The 23,094-nt window shown below is 63.4% G+C and carries 17 protein-coding genes; 12 read left to right on the forward strand and 5 right to left on the reverse strand.

The window, feature by feature from the left end; translation table 11 throughout:
- Positions 1–92 precede the first annotated feature (92 nt).
- From aroB to LVD11_RS11570, 5 genes are all read left to right on the forward strand, one after another.
- The gene (aroB, locus tag LVD11_RS11550; RefSeq protein ID WP_237059171.1) at positions 93–1,178 is read left to right on the forward strand and encodes a 3-dehydroquinate synthase; all 1,086 of its coding nucleotides are present in this window, start codon (positions 93–95) and stop codon (positions 1,176–1,178) included.
- A gap of 245 nt (positions 1,179–1,423) precedes the next feature.
- Positions 1,424–5,887 carry a glutamate synthase large subunit gene (gene gltB, locus LVD11_RS11555; protein ID WP_237059173.1) on the forward strand — a complete coding sequence of 1,488 codons (4,464 nt, stop codon included), beginning with the start codon at positions 1,424–1,426 and terminating at the stop codon, positions 5,885–5,887.
- 15 nt (positions 5,888–5,902) lie between these two features.
- Positions 5,903–7,321 carry an FAD-dependent oxidoreductase gene (locus tag LVD11_RS11560; RefSeq protein WP_237059175.1) on the forward strand — a complete coding sequence of 473 codons (1,419 nt, stop codon included), beginning with the start codon at positions 5,903–5,905 and terminating at the stop codon, positions 7,319–7,321.
- A gap of 133 nt (positions 7,322–7,454) precedes the next feature.
- Positions 7,455–8,534 carry a uroporphyrinogen decarboxylase gene (gene hemE, locus LVD11_RS11565; RefSeq protein WP_237059176.1) on the forward strand — a complete coding sequence of 360 codons (1,080 nt, stop codon included), beginning with the start codon at positions 7,455–7,457 and terminating at the stop codon, positions 8,532–8,534.
- 191 nt (positions 8,535–8,725) lie between these two features.
- Positions 8,726–10,099 (forward strand): cyclic di-GMP phosphodiesterase, encoded by a 1,374-nt coding sequence (locus LVD11_RS11570; RefSeq protein WP_237059177.1) that lies wholly within the window; start codon positions 8,726–8,728, stop codon positions 10,097–10,099.
- A 34-nt stretch (positions 10,100–10,133) separates the two neighbouring features.
- On the opposite strand, the gene LVD11_RS11575 is transcribed toward LVD11_RS11570, so the two are convergent.
- From LVD11_RS11575 to rsgA, 4 genes are all read right to left on the reverse strand, one after another.
- Positions 10,134–11,333 (reverse strand): MFS transporter, encoded by a 1,200-nt coding sequence (locus LVD11_RS11575; protein ID WP_237059178.1) that lies wholly within the window; start codon positions 11,331–11,333, stop codon positions 10,134–10,136.
- A 64-nt stretch (positions 11,334–11,397) separates the two neighbouring features.
- The gene (gene asd / locus LVD11_RS11580) at positions 11,398–12,249 is read right to left on the reverse strand and encodes an archaetidylserine decarboxylase (protein WP_237059179.1); all 852 of its coding nucleotides are present in this window, start codon (positions 12,247–12,249) and stop codon (positions 11,398–11,400) included.
- A gap of 71 nt (positions 12,250–12,320) precedes the next feature.
- Positions 12,321–13,127: a sulfurtransferase gene (locus LVD11_RS11585; protein ID WP_237059180.1), complete on the reverse strand. Its 807-nt coding sequence runs from the start codon at positions 13,125–13,127 to the stop codon at positions 12,321–12,323.
- A gap of 67 nt (positions 13,128–13,194) precedes the next feature.
- Positions 13,195–14,226: a small ribosomal subunit biogenesis GTPase RsgA gene (gene rsgA / locus LVD11_RS11590; protein ID WP_237059181.1), complete on the reverse strand. Its 1,032-nt coding sequence runs from the start codon at positions 14,224–14,226 to the stop codon at positions 13,195–13,197.
- A gap of 132 nt (positions 14,227–14,358) precedes the next feature.
- On the opposite strand from rsgA, the gene orn reads away from it, so the two are divergent.
- Positions 14,359–14,898 carry an oligoribonuclease gene (gene orn / locus LVD11_RS11595; protein ID WP_255775620.1) on the forward strand — a complete coding sequence of 180 codons (540 nt, stop codon included), beginning with the start codon at positions 14,359–14,361 and terminating at the stop codon, positions 14,896–14,898.
- Between the two features lie 27 nt (positions 14,899–14,925).
- Here orn and queG read toward each other — a convergent pair whose 3' ends face one another.
- On the reverse strand, positions 14,926–16,044 hold the full coding sequence (gene queG / locus LVD11_RS11600) for a tRNA epoxyqueuosine(34) reductase QueG (protein ID WP_237059182.1): 1,119 nt from the start codon (positions 16,042–16,044) through the stop codon (positions 14,926–14,928).
- Between the two features lie 172 nt (positions 16,045–16,216).
- On the opposite strand from queG, the gene LVD11_RS11605 reads away from it, so the two are divergent.
- From LVD11_RS11605 to hfq, 6 genes are all read left to right on the forward strand, one after another.
- Positions 16,217–17,698, forward strand: coding sequence for an NAD(P)H-hydrate dehydratase (locus LVD11_RS11605; RefSeq protein WP_237059184.1), 1,482 nt, complete (start codon positions 16,217–16,219; stop codon positions 17,696–17,698).
- Complete coding sequence (gene tsaE, locus LVD11_RS11610; RefSeq protein ID WP_237059192.1) at positions 17,698–18,180, forward strand: tRNA (adenosine(37)-N6)-threonylcarbamoyltransferase complex ATPase subunit type 1 TsaE; 483 nt, start codon at positions 17,698–17,700, stop codon at positions 18,178–18,180. The genes LVD11_RS11605 and tsaE overlap by 1 nt, the downstream gene beginning before the upstream one ends.
- A 185-nt stretch (positions 18,181–18,365) precedes the next feature.
- On the forward strand, positions 18,366–19,652 hold the full coding sequence (locus LVD11_RS11615; protein ID WP_237059194.1) for an N-acetylmuramoyl-L-alanine amidase: 1,287 nt from the start codon (positions 18,366–18,368) through the stop codon (positions 19,650–19,652).
- Between the two features lie 59 nt (positions 19,653–19,711).
- Positions 19,712–21,595, forward strand: coding sequence for a DNA mismatch repair endonuclease MutL (gene mutL, locus LVD11_RS11620; protein ID WP_237059197.1), 1,884 nt, complete (start codon positions 19,712–19,714; stop codon positions 21,593–21,595).
- Between the two features lie 68 nt (positions 21,596–21,663).
- Positions 21,664–22,587 (forward strand): tRNA (adenosine(37)-N6)-dimethylallyltransferase MiaA, encoded by a 924-nt coding sequence (gene miaA / locus LVD11_RS11625; protein ID WP_237059547.1) that lies wholly within the window; start codon positions 21,664–21,666, stop codon positions 22,585–22,587.
- Positions 22,588–22,771: 184 nt separating this feature from the next.
- Positions 22,772–23,059 carry an RNA chaperone Hfq gene (gene hfq, locus LVD11_RS11630; protein WP_091515063.1) on the forward strand — a complete coding sequence of 96 codons (288 nt, stop codon included), beginning with the start codon at positions 22,772–22,774 and terminating at the stop codon, positions 23,057–23,059.
- The last annotated feature ends 35 nt before the right edge of the window (positions 23,060–23,094 follow it).

The following is a 23,094-nucleotide window of genomic DNA, read 5'->3' on the forward strand; positions in this document are numbered from 1 at the left end:
AAAGTGCCCGTCGCCGCAATCTGCTGATACAGACTGGTAACCCGATTTACGCCCCGGCCCAGGGGCTTTTCCGTCGCCAACCGGAGGGCGCCATGCACGAATTGAATGTTGAGCTGGGTGAGCGCAGCTACCCCATCGTGATCGGATCAAACCTGCTGGGTAAACCCCGGTGTCTTGCCCCCTATATCCGTGGCCGGCAGGTCTGTGTTGTCACCAACGAGACAGTGGCGCCACTTTATCTGGCACAACTGCTGGAGAGCCTGCCCGAATGCGACCTGCTGGATACGATCGAACTGCCGGACGGTGAGGCATTCAAGACCATGGATACCGTCAACCGTATCTTTGATCGCCTGCTGGAGCGGCGCCATAACCGCAGTACCACGCTGGTGGCGCTGGGCGGCGGCGTGGTGGGAGATATGACAGGCTTTGCCGCCGCCTGCTACCAGCGGGGGGTGGATTTTATCCAGGTGCCGACGACCCTGCTGGCGCAGGTAGACTCCTCCGTCGGTGGCAAGACGGGTGTCAACCACGCCCTGGGCAAGAACATGATCGGGGCCTTTTACCAGCCCCGCCTGGTGTTGGCGGATATGGATACCCTGGCAACCCTGCCAGCGCGGGAGCTGGCCGCCGGGATCGCCGAAGTCATCAAGTACGGGATGATCTGCGATGCGCCATTCTTCGAGTGGCTCGAGCAGAATATGGCGCGCATGCTGGCCAGGGATACACAGGCGCTGGCCTATGCTGTCGAGCGTAGTTGCCGTGCGAAGGCGGCAGTGGTGGCAGAGGATGAGCGGGAGGCCGGGCGCCGGGCGATACTCAATTTTGGCCACACCTTTGGCCACGCGATCGAGACGGTGCAGGGGTATGGTCGCTGGCTGCACGGGGAGGCCGTGGCTGCCGGAATGGTAATGGCCGCGGAGCTCTCGTGCCTGCGTGGCGATATCGGGGCGGATGCGGTCGAACGGCTGCGCAGATTGCTGGCCGAGGCGAAGCTCCCGCAGCGAGCTCCCAGGGAGATGACAGTGGGTCAATTCCTCGAGGCCATGGCCGTGGACAAGAAGGTGATCGACGGCCGGTTACGACTGGTACTTTTACGGCGCGTGGGTGACGCGGCTGTGATCGAGGACACCCCCCGTGAACTACTGGTCGAGTCATTGCGGGCATGCGGAGCGGTATGACAGCACGAGCCCCAAATCCCGGTAGCTGAGGACTGTTTAACAAAAGCGGATTTGAAAAGAAGATAAGTCGGTTTTTGCCTTTCTGTACAGAAGATAAGACTGCCAATTCTTGCAATTTCAGGAGGGCGCAAGTAATATTGCGCGCCCTTTGGAAAAAGTGGCCGAGAAAAATGCTAAGAAGAAAAAAGCCCCTAGCGAGGGCTTTTTTTGTCTGGGCCCGGTCGAAAGATAATGCGAGGAGATCTATGGGTAGCGGTCTTTACAGGTTGGACGAGTTCAAGGACAACTGTGGCTTCGGCCTGATTGCCCATTTAAAGGGCACTGCCAGCCACAAGTTGCTCGAAACAGCAATCGAGTCCCTGACCTGCATGACGCACCGCGGCGGTATTGCCGCGGATGGCAAGACCGGCGACGGCTGTGGCCTGCTGATCCAGAAACCCGACGCTTTCCTGCGCGCAGAGGCGCGCAGCGCCTGTGGCGTCGAATTGACTGATACCTACGCAGTCGGCGCTGTCATGCTTCCCCTGGACGATAAAATCGCCGGGGCCGGCCGGGAAGTTCTCGCCGCAGAGCTGGAGGCGCAGGGATTCCGCGTGGCCGGCTGGCGCACCGTGCCCACCAACGCCGACTGCCTCGGGCCCATCGCCCGCGAGTCGCAGCCCCGTTTTGAGCACCTGCTGGTCAATGATGCCGAAGAGCCCATGGGCGAAGCGCGTTTCAACGCCCGCCTGTTTGTCGCCCGTCGCCGCGCCGAGCAGAAGCTGGCGCAGCAGCAGCTGGACGAGGTCTACATCGCCAGCCTGTCCGCCCAGGTGGTGTCCTACAAGGGCCTGATGATGCCGGCAGACCTGCCCCGTTTCTTCCCGGAGCTGGCCGATCCGCGACTGGAGACCGCCATCTGTGTGTTCCACCAGCGCTTTTCCACCAACACCATGCCGCGCTGGCCGCTGGCGCAGCCGTTCCGCCTGCTGGCCCACAACGGTGAAATCAATACCATCACCGGCAACCGGAACTGGTCTGTCGCCCGCACGCCGAAATTCGCCAGTGAGCTGCTGCCGGAATTGGCGGAGCTGGCGCCACTGGTGAACCGTGAAGGATCCGACTCCTCCAGCCTGGACAATATGCTGGAAATGCTGACCATCGGCGGCATGGAGCTGCATCATGCGGTCCGCATGCTGGTGCCGCCGGCATGGCAGAACGTGGAGGGGATGGATTCCGACCTGCGCGCCTTTTACGAGTATGTCTCCATGCATATGGAGCCCTGGGACGGTCCCGCCGGACTGGTAATGACCGATGGCCGCTATGCGGTGTGTACTCTGGATCGCAATGGCCTGCGCCCGTCACGCTGGGTCATCACCAAAGACGACTTCATTACCGTGGCATCGGAAATCGGCACCTACGATTACGACCCGAAGGATGTGGTCGCAAAGGGCCGGCTGGGACCGGGTCAGATGCTGTCGGTGGATACCCGCGAGGGCAAGCTGCAACATACCGCAGATATCGACAACATGCTCAAGCAGCGCCAGCCGTACAAGCGCTGGTTGAAGGACAAGGCGCGCCGGATTCGCTCCACACTGGTGACCGCGCCGGTGGACAATAATTTCTCCTACGAGCAGTTCAAGGTTTACCAGAAGCTGTTCAGCTCCTCGCTGGAGGAGCGCGATTCCGTGGTTCGCCCGATGGCAGAGGCTGGCCAGGAAGCCGTCGGCTCCATGGGGGACGATACCCCGATGGCGGTACTGTCACGCCACAATCGCTCTATTTACGATTATTTCCGCCAGCAGTTCGCCCAGGTCACCAACCCGCCAATCGACCCGCTGCGCGAAACCATTGTCATGTCCCTGGAAACCTGCCTGGGGCGGGAAAAGTCCGTGTTTGAGGAGACCCCGGAACACGCCAACCGGGTGATCCTGTCCTCGCCGGTACTGTCACATATGAAGTACACGGCGCTGCTGGACGTCAACCGGGTGGGTTTCGAGTCGCGAATTTTTGACCTGAACTACGATCCGTCGAAGCTGGGGCTGAAGGCGGCGGTTGAACAACTCTGTGCGGATGTGGAAAAGGCGGTGCGGGATGACGGCATCGTGCTGGTGGTCCTCTCCGACCGTGAAATCGCCGATGACAAACTGCCGATCGACTCGCTGCTGGCCACCGGCGCCGTCCATCACCACCTGGTGCATGCCGGCCTGCGCTGTGACTCCAACATCGTGGTGGACACCGCCAGTGCCCGCGACTCACACCAGCTGGCCTGCCTGGTCGGCGTGGGTGCTACCGCGGTGCACCCCTATTTCTCCTACAGCATCATCAACCACCTGATCGAGACCCGTGAGTTGCTGCTGGACGCCGCCGAGGCGCAGAAAAACTACCGCAACGGGATCATCAAGGGGATGCTGAAGATCCTGTCCAAGATGGGCATCTCCACGGTGGCATCCTATCGCGGCGCCCTGCTGTTCGAGCTGGTGGGCCTGGACCGCGAGGTTGTCGACCTCTGCTTCCCCGGTGCCGCCAGCCGCATCCAGGGGGCGGGGTTCGCCGACCTGCAGGAGGATATGGCAGCGCGGGCGAAGAACGCCTGGAAATCGCGCAAGCCGGTTTCCCCCGGCGGCCTGCACAAGTTTGTCTATGGGCAGGAGTACCACGCCTTCAACCCGGACGTGGTCAAGTCGCTGCAGCAGGCCGTGCGCACCGGCGACTATTCCGCATGGCGTGACTATGCCGAGCTCGTAAACAAGCGGCCGGTTGCAACCCTGCGGGACCTGCTGGCGCTCCGCGACGATGTGCAGCCCGTACCGCTGGAGGAAGTGGAGCCGGCCGAGAGTATCCTGCGCCGGTTCGACAGCGCGGCCATGTCCCTGGGGGCGCTGTCGCCGGAGGCCCATGAGTCCCTGGCCCAGGCGATGAACCGCCTGGGTGGGCGTTCCAACAGCGGTGAGGGTGGTGAGGACCCGGCCCGTTTCGGTACTGACAAGGTCTCCAAGATCAAGCAGATCGCCTCCGGGCGCTTTGGTGTGACCCCGCATTACCTGGTCAATGCCGAGGTGCTGCAAATCAAGGTGGCCCAGGGGGCCAAGCCCGGTGAGGGCGGCCAGCTGCCGGGCGGCAAGGTCAATGAGCTGATTGCCCGCCTGCGCTACTCGGTGCCCGGCGTGACCCTGATCTCGCCACCGCCGCACCATGACATCTACTCGATCGAGGACCTGGCACAGCTGATCTACGACCTCAAGCAGGTCAACCCGGATGCACTGGTGTCCGTGAAGCTTGTGTCCCGCCCCGGTGTCGGCACCATTGCCGCGGGTGTGGCCAAGGCCTATGCCGACCTGATCACCATTTCCGGTTACGACGGCGGCACCGCCGCCAGCCCGATCACCTCGATCCGCTATGCCGGGTCGCCCTGGGAGCTGGGGCTGGCGGAGACCCACCAGACCCTGCGTGCCAACGACCTGCGGGGCAATGTACGGGTGCAGACCGACGGCGGCCTCAAGTCGGGTCTGGATGTGGTCAAGGCGGCCATGCTGGGTGCCGAGAGTTTCGGCTTTGGCACCGCACCGATGGTGGCGCTGGGCTGCAAGTACCTGCGTATCTGTCACCTGAACAACTGCGCTACCGGTGTCGCCACCCAGAACCAGCAGCTGCGGGACGAGCACTATATCGGCACCGTCGAGATGGCGATGAATTTCTTCAAGTTTGTCGCCGAGGAAACCCGTGAGTGGATGGCGCGGCTGGGTGTGCGCACCATGGACGAGCTGGTCGGGCGGGTGGACCTGCTGCAAGCGTTGGAAGGCGAGACCAGCAAGCAGAAAAAGCTTGACCTGTCACCGCTGCTGCACACAGACGAGCTGCTGGCAAGCAAGCCACAGACCTGCCAGGTTGCGCAGAACGATCCCTGGGACAAAGGGGAGCTGGCCGAGCGTATGGTGGCCGATATGTTGCCGGCCATCGACAAGCTCGCAGGTGGCGAATTCAGTTACCGCGTGACCAACTGCGATCGTTCCATCGGTGCGCGCCTGTCGGGCGAGATTGCGAAGCGCCACGGCAACCAGGGCATGGTCGAAGCGCCGGTGAAAGTGCGACTCGAGGGCGTTGCGGGGCAATCGTTCGGCGTCTGGAATGCCGGCGGCCTGGAGATGTACCTGGACGGTGATGCCAACGATTACGTGGGTAAAGGTATGGCCGGGGGCAAGCTGGTGATTCGCCCGCCTGTGGGCAGTACTTTTGAATCACAGAAAACCAGCATTGTCGGTAACACCTGTCTTTACGGTGCCACGGGCGGCAAGTTGTTCGCCGCCGGTCGCGCCGGTGAACGTTTCGCGGTGCGTAACTCCGGTGCCTTTGCCGTGGTGGAAGGTGCCGGCGATCACTGCTGTGAATATATGACCGGCGGCATGGTGGCGGTGCTCGGCAAGACCGGGGTCAACTTCGGCGCGGGCATGACCGGTGGCTTTGCCTATGTGCTGGACCTGGAGCGCGATTTCTTCGACAAATGCAACCACGAGCTGATCGAATTGCGCCGCATCAGTAGCGAGACCCTCGAGCCCAACCAGAGCCACCTGCGTGAGGTGATCGAGGAATATGTTGCGGAGACCGGCAGTGCGTGGGGTGAGGAGTTGCTGGACAACTTCGATGACTACCTGCATCGCTTCTGGCTGGTCAAGCCGAAGGCAGCGAGTCTCGCCGGCCTGCTGGCGGATGTACGCAAGCGCGGCGAATAAAGGGGTGATGAAAATATGAAAGAGCGATTGAATAACGACTTCCAGTTTATCGATGTGGGCCGTACCGACCCGCCGAAAAAAGACATCATCACCCGCACCAACGAGTTTGTGGAGATTTACCAACCGTACAGCGAGCGGCAGGTGGCCAACCAGGCGCACCGCTGCCTGGATTGCGGTAATCCCTACTGCGAGACCGGTTGCCCGGTACACAACTACATTCCCAACTGGCTGCGGCTCATCTCGGACGGCAATGTGATGGAGGCGGCCGAGCTGAGCCACCAGACGAATACCCTGCCTGAAGTGTGTGGCCGGGTATGCCCGCAGGACCGCCTGTGTGAGGGGGCCTGTACCCTCAATGACGGGTTCGGGGCCGTGACCATTGGCAACGCGGAAAAATACATCACCGACACCGCTTTTGCCCTGGGCTGGCGTCCGGACCTGAGCCATGTGGTGAAGACCGATAAGCGTGTCGCAGTGATAGGTGCCGGACCCGCGGGGCTCGGCTGTGCCGATGTGCTGGTACGCAATGGTGTGCAGCCGGTGGTGTTCGACAAATACCCGGAAATCGGCGGCCTGCTGACCTTTGGCATTCCCGAGTTCAAGCTAGAGAAGTCCGTAATGCAGCGGCGTCGCGAGATCTTCACTGAAATGGGGATTGAGTTCTGCCTCAATACGGAAATTGGTGTGGACATCAGCTTTGAGAAATTGCTGAACGACTACGATGCCGTGTTTATGGGCATGGGCACTTACACCTATATGAAAGGCGGCTTTCCCGGTGAAGACCTGCCGGGCGTGTACGACGCATTGCCGTTCCTGGTGGCCAATGTAAACCGCAACATGGGCTGGGAGAAAAATCCGGACGAGTTTATTTCGGTCGAGGGCAAGCGTGTGGTGGTGCTGGGTGGCGGCGACACCGCTATGGACTGCAACCGCACATCTATTCGCCAGCTGGCGCGCAGTGTTACCTGTGCCTATCGACGCGATGAGGAGAATATGCCCGGATCCCGCCGCGAGGTGGCCAATGCCAAGGAGGAGGGCGTGCGCTTCCTGTTCAACCGCCAGCCGGTGGAAATTGTCGGTGACGGCAAGGTCGAGGGCGTCAAGGTGGTGACCACCGAGCTGGGTGAGCCGGATGAAAATGGCCGTCGCCGCCCGCAGGTGGTGCCCGGTTCCGAAGAAATCATCCCCGCCGATACCGTGCTGGTGGCCTTTGGCTTCCGTCCCAGCCCGGCGGACTGGTTCGGTGAGCACAATATTGATACCGCCGACTGGGGTGGTGTCGTGGCACCGGAGGAGCAGGAGTTCAAGTTCCAGACCTCCAACGAGAAGGTGTTCGCCGGTGGCGACATGGTCCGGGGCTCGGACCTGGTGGTGACCGCCATCTGGGAGGGGCGTCAGGCTGCTGAGGGCATCCTCGATTACCTGGACGTCTGACGTGTGTCAGCCGGCTGCCGCCGCCAGGATTGGCGCGGTGGTCGGTTTTCCGCAGTATCCACCCCCCCACTGTCCTAGTCCTGTAGTCCTCTGTACAATGGCCGCCCATTTTTCGACCGCGGCCTGTGTACCCATGTCCGACAGCAAGTTTCCCGAACTGAAGAACGACCGATTCCTGCGCGCCCTGCTGCGCCAGCCGGTGGATCGCACTCCCGTATGGATGATGCGCCAGGCGGGCCGTTACCTGCCTGAGTACCGCGCAACCCGCGCCGAAGCCGGCAGTTTCATGGATCTGTGCCGCAATACCGAGCTGGCCTGTGAGGTGACCCTGCAGCCGCTCGAGCGCTATCCCCTGGATGCCGCGATCCTGTTTTCCGACATCCTGACCATTCCCGACGCCATGGGGCTGGGGCTCTACTTCGAGGAGGGCGAGGGGCCCAAATTCCGCAAGCCGGTGCGTTCCAGGGCAGAAATAGAGGCGCTGGAGGTGGTCAACAGCGCCCGTGACCTCGACTATGTCATGAATGCCGTGGCCACCATTCGCCGCGAATTGAATGGCCGGGTGCCCCTGATCGGGTTTTCCGGCAGTCCCTGGACCCTGGCCACCTATATGGTGGAGGGCGGCTCCAGTCGCGATTTTGCCCGCTGTAAGGCAATGCTGTATTCCCAGCCGGAGCTTATGCACCACCTGCTTTCGGTGCTGGCGGATTCCGTGACCGACTACCTCAATGCCCAGATCCGTGCCGGTGCCCAGGCTGTACAGATTTTCGATACCTGGGGCGGCGCCCTGAGCCATGGCGCTTACCGCGAATTCTCACTGCAGTATATGGCGCGTATTCTGCAAGGGCTGATCAAGGAGGCGGACGGGCGTCCTGTCCCGGCAATTCTGTTCACCAAGGGGGGCGGTCAGTGGCTTGAAGCCATGGCAGACACCGGTGCCACAGCCCTGGGGCTGGACTGGACCACGGATATTGGTGCTGCGCGCCAGCGGGTCGGCGATCGCGTGGCCCTGCAGGGCAACCTGGACCCGGCGGTCCTGTATGCGCCTCCGGAGAAAATTCGCGCTGAAGTGACTGAGGTGCTGGAATCGTTCGGGCGTGGTTCCGGGCACGTCTTCAATTTGGGGCACGGGATTACACCGAAAGTGGACCCCGAGCACGCGCGCGCCATGATTGAAGCAGTCTGCGAGCTCTCACCGCGCTACCACCAGTAGCCAGTAGCCAGTAGCGCCGGGAACCGTAGATATCCTGGCGGGATAGTGGCTCTATCTGTCGCTATATGTACCCGGACCGTGCACCAAAGTGGATTCTCGTGCTATAAAGACGAACTGGTACGGCCATCAATGTGCGCCGTATCAATAAAATAATGTGAAACAAATAAAATTTGGCGGAAACCCTCACTAGCGTGGCGATCCAGCAGGTCAAGGTTTACACGGAACAGTTACAGCGCGGCATGTTTGTGTCCCGGCTCGACAGGCCTTGGACGCATACACCCTTTGCGTTGCAGGGTTTCTATATCCGTGATCTGGAGGAAGTGCGCCAGCTGCAGAAGTACTGCCGCTACGTCTATGTGGATATCACCAAGACGGTGGGGGATGTGGGTGCCAACTTGCGCAGGCTCAAGCGCCTGAACGCTGGTGAGGGCAGGGAGCCCGCAGCACTCTCATCGCGGAACCGCGCCAAAGCTCCTGCCAACATACCCTGCCGGCCAGTCCGGGTTTCCCACCAGGCCTATCCGCCACCGGTCTCTGCACGCAAAGTGGCGTCGCAGGCGCAAAAATTGTTCCGCCAGCTCGAAATATGCCTGCACGAAGTCATGGTTCAGGTCAGCAGTCGGGGGCCTTTGCCGATAACCCAGGTCACCGCGGTCGTGGAGGAACTGGTGGACAACGTGCTCCGCAGTCCCGACGCAGCGGCCTGGCTTGCCCGGATTCGGGCCAAAGATGAATTTACCTACAAGCACTCGATGCGTGCTGGCATATGGGCGATTATTTTTGGCCGCCATATCGGCCTCGACCGTCACGAGCTGGTTTTGCTGGGACTTGCCTGCCTCCTGAAAGACGTGGGGAAGCTGCATCTTGATGACCGGGTCCTGCGGGCAGGGCGACGCAATGCCAAGGTCGAGCGTGAGTATCGCCGCTTCGTCGACCACAGCGTGAAACTCCTGTCTGCTGAGCCCCGCCTCGACCCGCAGGTGGTAAATATTGTCCACTGTCACTGCGAGCGCCACGATGGCAGTGGATACCCGCGCGGCCTGCGCGGCGACAATATCCCGGTGCTGGCCCGCATGTGCGGCATCGTCACTTTTTATGACGAAGCCACCAACCCGCGGGGTGAGGCTTTCCCGGTCGCCCCGTCCCGCGCGGTTGCACAGCTTTACGACCTGCGCGGAATAGCTTTTCATGAGCAGCTCGTAGTGGAGTTTATCCAGGCGATCGGCCTGTATCCCACCGGCACGCAAGTGGAGCTGTCCACAGGCGAGGTGGCCGTGGTCGTAGAACAGACTTACCACCATCGCCTGCGGCCGCGGGTAATGGTGGTACTGGATTGTGATGGACAGAAGCTGCCGAAGCCCCGCCTGGTGGACCTGGCTGTAGATGACGACCGCAAGCAGCGCCTGATTGAGCGTGGCAAACTGGGCCCGGGGGACAAGATTACCATCTTGCAGGACCTGGAGCCGAGCAAGTACCCCGATGTGGACGTGGCTGCGGTGCGGGATCGCTACCTGTTGCAAAACCGCGGGATTGGGGCAGCGCTTACCCGGCTGTTCTCACGCTAGGCGAATGCTGGCGGCGGTGTGGGGCAGGCGAGAGCTATCGCCGTGCCGCCGGGGCCAGCATTGCCAGTGCCATTGACCCCGCCACCGCAGTCCCAAGTGCGCCCGCCAGTGGCGCGACCCCGACCCCGGCATCCAGCAATATCCCCACCAGCAACGGCGAGATGGCAGTGGACAGGATCATTGCGCCCTGTGAAACAGCGCGGATCGCACCCAGGTGCCTGGTTCCATAACGCTCCGGCCACATGGCGCCAGCGGCGGTACCGGTTCCCGCCTGGGTGATACCGAGCAGTGTCAGGTAAGCCATGGGTACCCAGGATTTCTCGAAAAATGCCAGCAGCGCCAGCCCCGCTACCATCGGTAGCAGAGCCAGCGGCAGGCTGCGTTGTGCGCCGAACCGGTCCACGAGGCTGCCCGCCAGGAACAGCATCAGCAGGTGACCGGCAGCGTAACCTCCAAAGGCGGAGCCCAGCAGGGTCAGTGACCAGCCTCGCGCCTCGCCGATTGCGCCCTGGTGAAACAGCACTGCGGTGACCACCATCGGTGTCATCAAGGCCGCGGGCAGAAGCAGGTAAAAGCCCGGGTCACGCATCACCTGTCCACGGCTGAATCCCTCACCGGGGTCCCCGTCGCCGGTGCTGTCGCCGGGGGAGCGGCTTTCGGTCCGGGCCAGCCACAGCAGGGCGGGCAACGCGAGGCAGAGCAGGGCCAGCGCGGACGCGAGCCAGGCGCTGCGCCAGCCAAATGCCTCAATCAACCAGGCACCGCCAGTGGGCAGCAGGGCCTCGGCGAGCGGGAAGCCCAGCGCCGCCACGGCGATGACCTTGCCGCGGTTGCTGCTGAAGTAGCGCCCCGCCGTGGTCATGCCCAGGTGCGTCATGAAACCCTGGCCGGCGAAGCGCAGCAGGAAAAAACCCGGCAGCAGCATCAGGGCATGGCTGGCGCTTGCCATCAGTAGGCAGGCCAGCGCCAGCACGGTCACTACAACTGCCGTGATCCGGCGCAGGGGCCAGCGATCCACCAGGCTGCCGCAGGCCAGGAGGCCAATGGCGGAAACCAGGGTGGCAGCGCTGTAGGTGGCACCGTACCAGGCATTGCTGAGGCCGAACTCCTCGCGCAGGGCGCCGCCAAAAATGGAGATAAAGAATGTCTGTCCGAAGCCCGAAGCGGCCACGGCAAGCAGGGCAAAAAATACCAGGTGGGCGCGTTCGCGCATGAATGCGGGAAGCTGGACCATATTCAGTCAATTCTTCTGTGGAGGGATTGGGCCCCGAGTCTGGGCGGGGCCAGTGCGGCAGGTGTCAGACAATATTCCCGAAGTGTCCGCCCATGCGGACCTCGTCTTCCGCTGACAGCGACTCGAGCCAGTTCACCCGATCGGCGCCGAACAGCATGATCACGGTGGAACCCAGCTTGAAGCGCCCCATCTCCTCGCCTTTCTCGAGTTCGACCGGCTTGCTGTCGCGGTAGCTGATGGTTTGCACCCGGCGCTTCAGGGGGGCCACCAGGCCGGCCCAGGTGGTCTCGATACTGGCGACAATCATCGCTCCGACGAGAATCATGGCCATCGGTCCCGCCGCGGTGTCGAAAACACATACAACCCGCTCGTTGCGGGCGAACAGCCGCGGCACATTGTCTGCGGTCACGGTGTTCACGGAAAACAGCTGGCCCGGGACGTAGGTCATGCTGCGCAAGGTGCCGTCCACCGGCATATGCACGCGGTGATAATCCCTGGGCGACAGGTATACGGTGGCAAAGTGGCCGCCGGTAAACTCTGCCGCTAGCTGGGCATCGCCGCCCACCAGCTCCATGAGGCTGTAATCGTGACCCTTGGCCTGGAAGACGCGGCCATTATGGATTTCGCCCAGCTGGCTGATGGCGCCGTCAGCGGGACAGGCGATGCTGTTCTCCCCCTCGACCACCGGGCGTGCACCCTCTTTCAGTGCGCGGGTGAAGAAATCGTTGAAATTCGCATAAGCGGTGCAGTCCGGCTCCCGGGCCTCGCTCATATCGACGCCGTATTTCTCGACAAACCAGCGGGTAAACGGATCCTTGATTGCCTTGATGCGGGTCTCGGCCAGCCAGCCGGCGGCGCGGGACAGGGCGTGTTGCGGCGTCAGGTACTGCAGTGTGGTAAAAACTTTTGGATGCATACAAATTGCCTGAAGGCAGGCTCCTAGCTAAAAAACCCTAAAATAAAACCTGGAATGAGCCAGTGCGCTGGTCATTGCTCCACCGGTGTATCCGGCAGGTTGCCCCACTCGCTCCAGGAGCCGGGGTAGGCACGGATGTCCAGGCCCAGTGATTTGCCCACCAGCCAGGTGAAGCCGGAGCGATGATGGCTCTGGCAATGGGTCACTATCTCCTTGCTGTCATCGATCCCCAGTGCTGCCAGCAGCTCCCGGGCGTCGGTGCGAATCCGCAGGTCGCGCTGTGGGTCCATGAGCCGTGTCCATTCACAGTTGATCGCCCCGGGTATGTGCCCGCCTTTCATTGCCACCACTTTCTCACCACTGTATTCCTGCGGCGAGCGCGCATCCCAGATACAGAAAGCGGGTGAATCGAGATGCCGGAGGATTTCTTCTGCCTCCATGATTGGCGCGGAGTCGATATTGACCGTGACTTCGCTGGGGGTGATTTGCGGGGCATCTGTGGTGAGGGGCAGGCCGGCGCCACGCCATGCGTGCATGCCGCCATTGAGGTAGCTGTAATGCCGGTGGCCGATGACTTCCAGGGTCCACAGAAAGCGGCCGGCCCAGCCGCCGCCCTCGTCGTCAAACGCCACGACATGGTGCTCTGGGCGCAGGCCGATGGCGCTCAATACCTGTGCCAGTCGATCGACGCCCGGCAGTTTGCCCGGTGCCGGCGGCGTGCCCGCCAGCAGGGCCTGGAATGGCAGGTGTACGGCACCGGGAATATGGCCGCTGGCGTAGTTCTGTGGTGAACTCAGGTCCACCAGCAGCAGCTCATCGCGCTCGAGCTGGGCCGCGAGCTGCTCCGGTTCGATAATCAGTGGCAGTGTTGCGGACAAAGTACGTCTCCTCTCATACGGTTACCGGCGAGCCCCTGCCGAGAGGCGCTTCCATAGTGGCTGGCGATCACTCCTCCTGCAGGCTGTTGCGCAGGTGGATAAAGCTGTTCATGCGCCGCTCGCTGATATCGCCACGGGCCAGGGCGGCGTTGATGGCGCATCCGGGCTCTCCCTGGTGGCGACAGTCGCGAAAGCGACAGTGGCCGATAAAGGGGCGAAACTCGATGAAACCCTCGAGCAGGTCCGCCTCGCTCATGTGCCAGAGGCCGAATTCGCGAATGCCGGGGGAGTCTATCAGATCACCGCCGGTGGGCAGGTGAAAGAGTTCCGCTGCGGTGGTGGTATGGGTGCCTTTCTGGGTCGCCTGCGACAGCTCGCCGGTGCGCGCGCCCGCTTCGGGCAGCAGCGCGTTGACCAGGGACGACTTGCCCACGCCCGACTGCCCTACAAATACACTGGTGCCGCGCGCCAGGGTCTGCAGCAGTTCCGGCAGGCCTTCACCGGTCTTGGTGGACAGCCGCAGCACCGGATATCCCAGCTCCGGGTAGGGGGCCAGCAGGTCCTCGAGAGCGGCGCGGTTGCTGTCGTCGATCCGGTCAATCTTGTTGAGTACCAGCAGTGGCGGGATGCCGGTGGTCTCGGCGGCCACCAGGTAGCGGTCGATGGCGTTGGCAAAGGGTTCGGGGTAGGGCGCGACCACGATCAGGATGCGGTCGATATTCGCAGCCACGGTCTTCAGGTCGCCGTAGCGATCTGGTCGCTGCAGCTCTGACTGCCGTGCCAGGCGTGCACCGACGACACCGGTGCCGCCGCTGCCCTCGCCCAGGGCCGGGCGCCAGGCCACGCGATCACCGGTCACGAGGGTGTCGATATTGGCGCGCATATGGCAGCGCTGGCGCAACTCCGAGTCGCTGCTGCTTTCCACCAGTACCTGGGTGCCGTAGTTGGCGATCACCAGGCCGGTCTGCTCCGGTCCCAGGTCGCCCTCCTCGAGGGCGTGCTCGACACCTTCCGCGCGTCTGCGGGCGCGCTCTTCGCGTTCCTGCTGGATTTTTTCAACGCGCCACTTCTGGCGCCGGTTCAGTTTGCGTTTGCTCATCGTGGACAGTCGGGGCCATTGGCGATTCGTCGCGGATTATAGCCCGACTGTACTCGCCGGCGTGGTTTTCTCTGTATAGTTTGCATCCGTCGAGAGTTGCGGTAACTTTCAGCGAGGCAGAGGAGACCCGCATTGGACCAGAACAACCTGATCTGGATCGACCTGGAGATGACCGGACTCGATCCCGAAAAAGAGCGCATCATTGAAATTGCCACCATCGTCACTGATTCACGGCTGAACATACTGGCCGAGGGGCCGTCCATGGCCGTTCACCAGAGTAATGCGCTGCTGGACGCGATGGACGAATGGAATACAGAGCAACACGGCGGTTCCGGTCTGGTGAAGCGGGTGCGCGAGTCCTCCATCTCCGAGCGCGATGCGGAGCGGGAGACCATCGCTTTCCTCAGCCAGTGGGTACCCGAGGGGGCGTCCCCCATGTGCGGCAACTCCATCGGCCAGGACCGCCGCTTCCTGGTGCGCTATATGCCCCGGCTGGAAAGCTATTTTCACTACCGCAACCTGGATGTCAGTTCGGTCAAGGAGCTGGCGCGTCGCTGGCGTCCGGACGTGCTGGAGGGAGTGAAGAAGGAGAGCAGCCACCTGGCGCTGGATGATATTCGCGACTCCATTAACGAGCTGCGCCACTACCGCGATCATTTCTTTCGCATCTAGCACGCCAGCGGAGCTGCAGGCTTCTCCTCATGGGCCACGCCTGATTTTTCTTTTGCGCCGCCGGCCGCTGCGCAGCCGGGCCAGGGCCCACTCGATATGCTCTGCCACCAGGGGGGTGGCTGTCGCCAGCCCTTGTTCCAGTGCCGCGATGACCTCCGGGGACGGGTCGCCGTTACCCAGCGCCACCGCCAGGTTGCGCTGCCAGCGCTCGTAGCCGATGCGGCGAATGGCCGATCCAGCGGTGCGCTCCAGGAATTCCTGCTCGGTCCAGCCGAATAAGGTCAGCAGTCCACCGTCGTCGAGGCCGTGGCGCGGGTGGAAATCCGCCTCGGCGGTGGGGCTCGCGAACTTGTTCCAGGGGCAGATGATCTGGCAGTCGTCGCAGCCGAACACGCGGTTGCCCATGGGCTCGCGGAATTCCTCCGGAATCGATCCCTTGTTCTCGATGGTGAGATAGGAGATACAGCGGCGTGCGTCCAGCTGGTAGGGGCCGACAAAGGCATCCGTGGGGCAGACTTTCAGGCAGGCGGTGCATTCCCCGCACTGGTTCGCCTGGACGCTGTGATCCACCGGCAGGGCCAGGTTGGTGTAAATTTCACCGAGGAAAAACCAGGAGCCGGCACCGCTGTTCAGCACCATGCAATTCTTGCCGATCCAGCCCAGCCCGGCCTTTTCCGCCAGCGCCCGCTCCATTACCGGCGCACTGTCGGTAAAGGCGCGCCCGTGCGCGTCCAGCCCGTTTTCCGCGCAGAAGGCGTCGATCTGTGCCGCGAGCCTGGCCAGCCGCTTGCGGATAAGTTTGTGGTAGTCGCGACCGGTGGCATAGCGGGAAACATAGGCCTTGCCCGGGTCCTTGAGTACCCGTACGGGTTCGGTATCCGGGGGCAGGTAGTCCAGCCGCACGCTGATGGCGCGCAGGGTGCCCGGCTCCAGTAGCTCGGGCCGCCAGCGCTTGGCCCCATGGGCCGCCATCCAGTCCATGTCCCCATGGTGGCCGGCTTCCAGCCACTGTTGCAGGCGCTCGCCGTGGGTTTCCAGCTGGCAGTCGGTAATCCCCACCTGCTGGAAACCCAGCTCGCGCCCCCAGGCCTTGATCCGGGCGGCGAGGTCGGTGAGCAGTCTGTCGGTGGCGTGGTCTTGGCTCATGGGGCTCCGGTCAGCCGGTCCGCATACAGCGGCGAGGTCGTAGGACAAGGGACAAATTATACGCCCGGAAAGGTATACTGCGGGGTGTCCCACGGGGCCGGGAAACGCCCGGCGGCGGCTATTCTGCCACAGATTAAAAATTAACCACACCGGAGACTCCCAGGGAAGCTTAATGGAACTCCCACACCCTCTTTACAGTGCCGACTCGGTTCGTGACCTGGACCGGCGCACCATCGCTGCGCTCAGGATTCCCTCGATTACACTGATGAAACGCGCCGGACGCGCCGCCTTTGCGCAGTTGCTGGCCCGCTGGCCCGAGGCCAGCCGCGTGCAGGTGTTCTGCGGTGGTGGCAACAATGGCGGGGATGGCTATGTGATTGCGGCCCTGGCGGCCGAGAAGCAGATTCCCGTGACGGTCTATGCCTGCGTGGACCCACAGAAGCTCTCCGGCGATGCGCTGGAGGCCTGCCGTTACGCCGAGCGCGAGGGGGTGCATATCGTAACTTCGCTGGCGGAGCTGGACAGTGCCGACGCCAACACGGTGATCGTGGACGCGCTGCTGGGGACCGGTTTTTCCGGGGCGGTGCGCGAGCACATGGCACACGCCATCGAGCGCATCAACCACTCACCCGCGCCGGTACTGGCGGTGGATATGCCGTCGGGGGTGGAGTCTGATAGTGGTGCTGCCGGAACTGCGGTCCAGGCGGACATCACCGTGACATTTATCGGTCGCAAGTTCGGTCTTTTCTGTGGCCGTGGCGCGGCACTCAGCGGCGAAGTGCTATTCGCCGACCTGGGTGCGCCGGGTTCGGTCTATCGGGAGATTGATCCCCTGGCGCGGCGTTATGACGCCGCCAGTGTGCCGCGGTTGCCGCGCCGCCCGGTGGATGCCTACAAGAACCAGTTCGGCCACGTGCTGGTGGTGGGCGGCGACCGTGGATTCGGTGGCGCGGCGATGATGGCCGCGGAATCGGCGGCACGGACCGGGGCCGGACTGGTTTCCCTCGCCACGCGACCGGAGCACCTGCCGGCGGCGCTGACGCGCTGCCCCGAGGTGATGGCCCGCCCGGTGATTTCCGGCCAGGAGCTGGAGCCGTTGCTGGAGGCCCCCAGCGTGATTGCGGTGGGGCCGGGACTGGGGCAGGAGCCCTGGGGAGAACAGCTGCTGGCACGCGCCGCCCGCGCGGAGGTCCCGGTAGTGCTGGATGCGGATGCCCTGAATATCCTCGCCGGCGGCAGGGTGCTGGCAGGGTTCCGCCGCGACGACTGGGTGCTTACTCCCCATGTGGGTGAGGCCGCCCGCCTGCTGGGCTGTGACACGGCCGAGGTTCTCGCGGATCCCCGCGGCGCCGCGCTGGCAATTCAGCAGAAATTCAGCGGTGTGGTGATACTCAAGGGGGCGGGGACCCTGATAGCCCACGATGGCGGGGTCGACCTGGTCAACAGTGGCAACCCGGGTATGGCTTCCGGTGGCATGGGGGACCTGCTTACCGGTGTCGTGGCGGCGCTGGTGGGCCAGCATATGCCGTTGCCAAAAGCAGCGCAGCTGGCAGTCTGGCTCCATGGCGAGGCGGGTAACCGCGCGGCAGCAGACGGCCAGCGGGGGCTGCTCGCTACCGACCTGTTGCCGTGGGTCAGGAAACTGGTGGACTGATGGAACTGAACCGGGAGCTGGTTGACGAAGAAGCCACTGTGGCGGCGGGTGAGGCACTGGGCCGCGCCTGCCTGGCGGTGGGCATGCCTGCCGGGATGACGGTGCACCTGCACGGCCAGCTGGGTGCCGGCAAAACCACGTTCTGCCGTGGCGTGCTGCGTGCCTTCGGGCATCGCGGGGCGGTCAAGAGCCCCACGTACACCCTGGTAGAGCCATACGAAGCAGGGGCGCAGCGTGTATACCACTTTGACCTCTATCGCCTGGGCGATCCCGAGGAGCTGGAGTTTATGGGGGTGCGTGACTACTTCTCCCCCGGCAGCCTCAGCCTGGTGGAATGGCCGGAGCGGGGTGCGGGCGTGCTGCCGCCCGCGGACCTGGTAGTGGAGCTGTCGGTTCCGCAGCGCGGGCGGGCCCTGCATCTGTATACACAGTCAGGGCAGGGGGAGCGTGTGCTGAGCGCAATCGCTCCCCTGTTGGGATAAACTTACCGGCCAGCAAGGCAGGGAAAAGCAGCAACCACCAAGAATAACGTTAACGGGGCTGAACCATGAATCGAGTGTGGCGTCGACTTTGCGACCCGGCGCGTGTGCGGGCAGCGGCACTTTTCCAGCGGCTTTGCGGTTTGCCTCCCCTGCGAGGCGGCCGGCGAGCAGCCGCCCCGCTTGTATTGTCCCTCATCGCAATCATTCTGCTTACCGCCGGTCCTGTGCAGGCTGCGGAGGTGCAGGGGGTGCGCCTGTGGCGGGCCCCGGACCACACCCGTCTCGTGTTTGACCTGAGTGGCCCGGCGGAGCACAAGCTTTTTACCCTGAGTGACCCGCACCGTGTCGTGATCGACGTGAGCGATACCCGCCTGGCTGCGGCCTTTGGTGAGCTGGAACTGGAAAACACACCCATTGAGCAGGTGCGCCATGCCCAGCACAACAAGAAAGACCTGCGCGTGGTGCTGGACCTGAAGCAGGAAACCAAGCCCCGCAGCTTTGCCCTGCGGCGGCTGGAGGAGAAACCTGACCGCCTCGTGATTGATCTCTATGACCATGCCGAGCAGGAGGAGAAATCGCTGCTGGAGGTCAGTCGTGAGCGCGATGTAGTGATTGCCATTGATGCCGGCCACGGCGGCGAGGACCCGGGTGCGTCCGGTCCCGGTGGCCTGCGCGAAAAAGATGTGGTGCTGGCCATCAGCCGCCAGCTGCACAAGGCGATCGACAGCCGTCCGGGCTTTACCGCCAAGCTGGTGCGCACCGGTGATTACTATATTCCGCTGCGTGAGCGGGTGAACAGGGGGCGCAAGATGCGCGCCGACCTCTTTGTGTCCATTCATGCCGACGCCTTTACGCGCAAGGATGCCCGCGGGGCCGGTGTGTACGCGGTATCTTCCCGGGGTGCCACCAGTGAAACGGCGCGCTTCCTGGCGCAACGGGAGAATGAGTCGGACCTGATTGGCGGTGCGGGCAGCCTAAATCTTGGCGACAAGGATGACACCCTGGCCGGGGTGCTGCTGGACCTGTCCATGACAGCAACCATGAATGCCAGCCTGGATGTGGGGGCGAGTGTGTTGTCGCAACTGGGGCAGGTTACCCACCTGCACAAGAAGCAGGTGGAGCAGGCCAACTTTTCTGTGCTGCGTTCACCGGATGTCCCCTCGATCCTGGTGGAAACCGGGTTTATCACCAATCCCCACGAGGCCCGGCGCCTGCGTGACCCATCATTCCAGCGCAAGCTGGCACAAAAACTCAGTGCAGGTATAGTGGCGCACTTCAGCAGCCGCCCGCCTGCCGGTTCCTGGCTCGCGGCCAATATTGGCCCGCAGCGCCAGCACACCATCGCCCGCGGCGATACCCTGTCGGCGATAGCCCTGCGCTACAACGTCTCGGTGGCTGCGCTCAAGCGCGTCAACGGGATCAGAAATTCGGTGATCCGGGTGGGCCAGACGCTGACGATTCCCTCGGGCTGATGCCTCGACACACAACAGACTCTGAAGCACAGCCTGGCAACAGGCCGTCATTGCCGTATATGCACGATAAGATCCAGCAACTCTCACCGCGCCTCGCCAACCAGATCGCCGCCGGCGAGGTGGTGGAGCGCCCCGCGTCCGTGATCAAGGAGTTGCTGGAGAACAGCCTCGATGCGGGTGCCAGCCGCCTGGACGTGGAGATCGACAACGGCGGCATCAAGCGGATCAAGGTACGGGATAACGGCAAGGGCATCGGCAAGGATGACCTGCCCATGGCCCTTGCCCGCCATGCCACCTCCAAGATCCACGCCCTGGAGGACCTGGAGGCGGTGGCCACACTGGGTTTCCGTGGCGAGGCGCTCGCCAGTATCTCCTCGGTCGCGCGCCTGGCACTGACCAGCAGTCGCGACGACAGCGGCAAGGGCTGGCAGGTCAGTGCCGAGGGCCGCGACATGCAGGCGCAGGTGGCTCCGGCCGCGCACCCGCGCGGTACCACGGTCGATGTGCGCGATCTCTTCTTTAATACCCCTGCCCGCCGCAAGTTCCTGCGCACAGAAAAGACCGAGTTCAATCGGGTAGACGACACCATCAAGCGCCTGGCGCTGTCGCGCTTTGACGTTGCCATCACCCTGCGCCACAACGGCAAGGGCGTGCACAACCTGCGCGCGGGTAGTGGTCGGGTGGAGATGGAGCGGCGGGTGTCGCAGGTGTGCGGACCCGCGTTCATGCAAAATGCCCTGCATATCGATGTGGAGCGCAGTGGCCTGCGCCTGTGGGGGTGGGTGGCCGAGCCCGCTTTCTCCCGCTCCCAGGCCGACCTGCAGTTTTTCTACGTCAACGGCCGTGCCATCCGCGACAAGGTGGTCAGCCACGCCGTGCGGCGCGCTTTCGCCGATGTGCTCTACCATGGCCGCCACCCGGCGTTTGTCCTGTACCTGGAGCTGGATCCCGCATCGGTGGACGTCAACGTACACCCCACCAAGCACGAGGTGCGCTTCCGTGACAGCCGCCTGGTACACGATTTCCTCTTCGGCAGCCTGCACCGCGCACTGGCCTCGGTACGCCCGGGGGATCGTGGGGATGGCAATAATGCCGGGGACGCCACGGGGCAGCCCCTACAGCCAACCCCGGCGGCTGCGGTGTCCGGGACCGCGGCGGGGGAGTTTGCCGGCCAGCAGCGGATGCCGCTGTCGTCTGCCCCGTCGCCGGACCGGTTACAGGGGCAGATGCAGGGTTACGGGGCCCTGCACCAGCCATACGCAGGCTCCGCCGGGGTGGCCGAAGCGCCCGCCACCGGCGCGGCGCCGCTGCCACAGGAATTGAACCCGGGCCTGCCGCCTGAAGCTGCTGACAGCGAGGCACCGCCACTGGGCTTTGCCCTGGCGCAGTTGCACGGCATCTATATCCTGGCGCAGAACGAGCAGGGACTCATCGTGGTGGATATGCACGCGGCCCACGAGCGGATCGTCTACGAGCAGATGAAGTCATCGCACGCGGCGGGCGGTATCCAGGCGCAGCCACTGCTGGTGCCGGTGAGCCTGGCGGTGAGCCAGCGCGAGGCGGATTGCTTCGAGGAGCGCAGCGAGGTCTTTACCGCGCTAGGCTTTGTTCTGCAGCGCGCGGGTCCGGAGACCCTGCTGGTGCGCCAGGTGCCCACCATGCTGCACGGTGCCGAGGTGGAGCAGCTGGTGCGGGATGTGCTCTCCGACCTCCTGGCCCAGGGCGGCAGTGACCGGATTGGCGAGCGGGTCAACGAGGTGCTGTCCACCATGGCCTGCCATGGCTCGGTGCGGGCCAATCGCAAATTGACGGTACCGGAGATGAATGCCCTGTTGCGGGATATGGAGCGCACCGAGCGCAGCGGGCAGTGCAACCATGGCCGCCCCACCTGGACCCAGGTGAAGCTCGGGGATATGGACAAGTGGTTTATGCGCGGCCAGTGACGGCGCGACAGGATGACAGCAATTTGAGTGATGCAGCCGCAGGCGGGCGACCGCGCGCAATCTTCCTGATGGGACCGACAGCCTCGGGCAAGACCGACCTGGCCATGGCGATCAGCGACCAGCTACCCGTGGAGTTAATCAGTGTCGATTCGGCCCTGGTCTACCGGGGCCTGGACATCGGTTCCGCCAAGCCCGATGCCGGCGAGCTGGCACGCTATCCCCACCGCCTGATCGATATCTGTGATCCCGCCGAATCCTATTCCGCCGGTGACTTCCGCCGCGACGCCCTGGCAGCGATGGCCGAGATCAGCGCTGCCGGCCGTATCCCGCTACTGGTTGGCGGAACCATGCTCTATTTTCGGGCTCTATGGGAAGGAATGGCTGAGCTGCCGCCGGCGGACCCGGCAGTGCGTGCCGAGATCGAGGCACGTGCGGCGCGGGAGGGCTGGCCGGCCCTGCACGCGGAGCTCGCACAGGTGGACCCGGAGCTGGCTGCGCAGCTGCACCCGAATCACTCGGTACGCATCGAGCGCGGCCTGGAGGTCTACCGGCTTACGGGGCGCCCCCTGTCCGAGCTGCGGCGGGAGCAGGCGCGGGACCCGGTCAGGGATCATTACCGCGTGACCCAGCTGGCACTGCTGCCGCGGGACCGCGCCTTGCTGCACCGGCGTATCGAGCAGCGCTTCCGGCAGATGCTGGCGCGGGGGTTCGTGGATGAGGTGCGCGCCCTGCGGGCGCGGGGCGACCTGCACGGGGACCTGCCGGCGATTCGCGCGGTGGGCTACCGGCAGGTGTGGCAGTACCTGGCCGGTGAACTCGACTATGAGGAAATGGTCGAGGCGGGTATCGCCGCCACCCGGCAACTGGCCAAGCGCCAGCTTACCTGGCTGCGGCGCTGGCCGGACCTGTCGCGGGTTTACCTGCAGGCGCCGGATGGCACATTGCGCAAAAATGACGAAATCTTGGCGGAAGCCTTGAAATTTCTTGCCTGAGCAGCCATAACGTGAGGGTGCCGTCCTCAGGTCGGTATGGATCAGTCAGTCATTATCACAGAGTCCGGCGATTTCCGGCTCATTTTATACGCGTATTCAACCGTAACCGTTCTTTAGTTCGCGGCGTTCGCGAGCGCGATTATGGCCTGTTTACGGCTTCCAGCTTTTGACAAGGAGAAAAAAGATGTCAAAAGGGCACAGCTTACAAGACCCTTACCTCAATGTTCTGCGTAAAGAGCGTATCCCGGTTTCGATCTATCTCGTAAACGGCATCAAGCTTCAGGGGCAAATTGAATCTTTCGACCAGTTCGTGGTGTTGCTGAAGAACACCGTGAGCCAGATGGTATACAAGCACGCCATCTCTACCGTGGTGCCATCCCGCGCAGTGCGGGTGCCGCTGCTCAACCCGGCAGCCCAGGGCGGAGCCGGCGAGGGAGCTGGTGAAGGCGGTGAGCGCGACAGCTTCGCCTGATCCCGTTTCTCCCGAAACACAACGTGTGCCCCGGC

Source organism: Microbulbifer sediminum (assembly GCF_021729035.1).
Lineage (GTDB): Bacteria > Pseudomonadota > Gammaproteobacteria > Pseudomonadales > Cellvibrionaceae > Microbulbifer > Microbulbifer sediminum.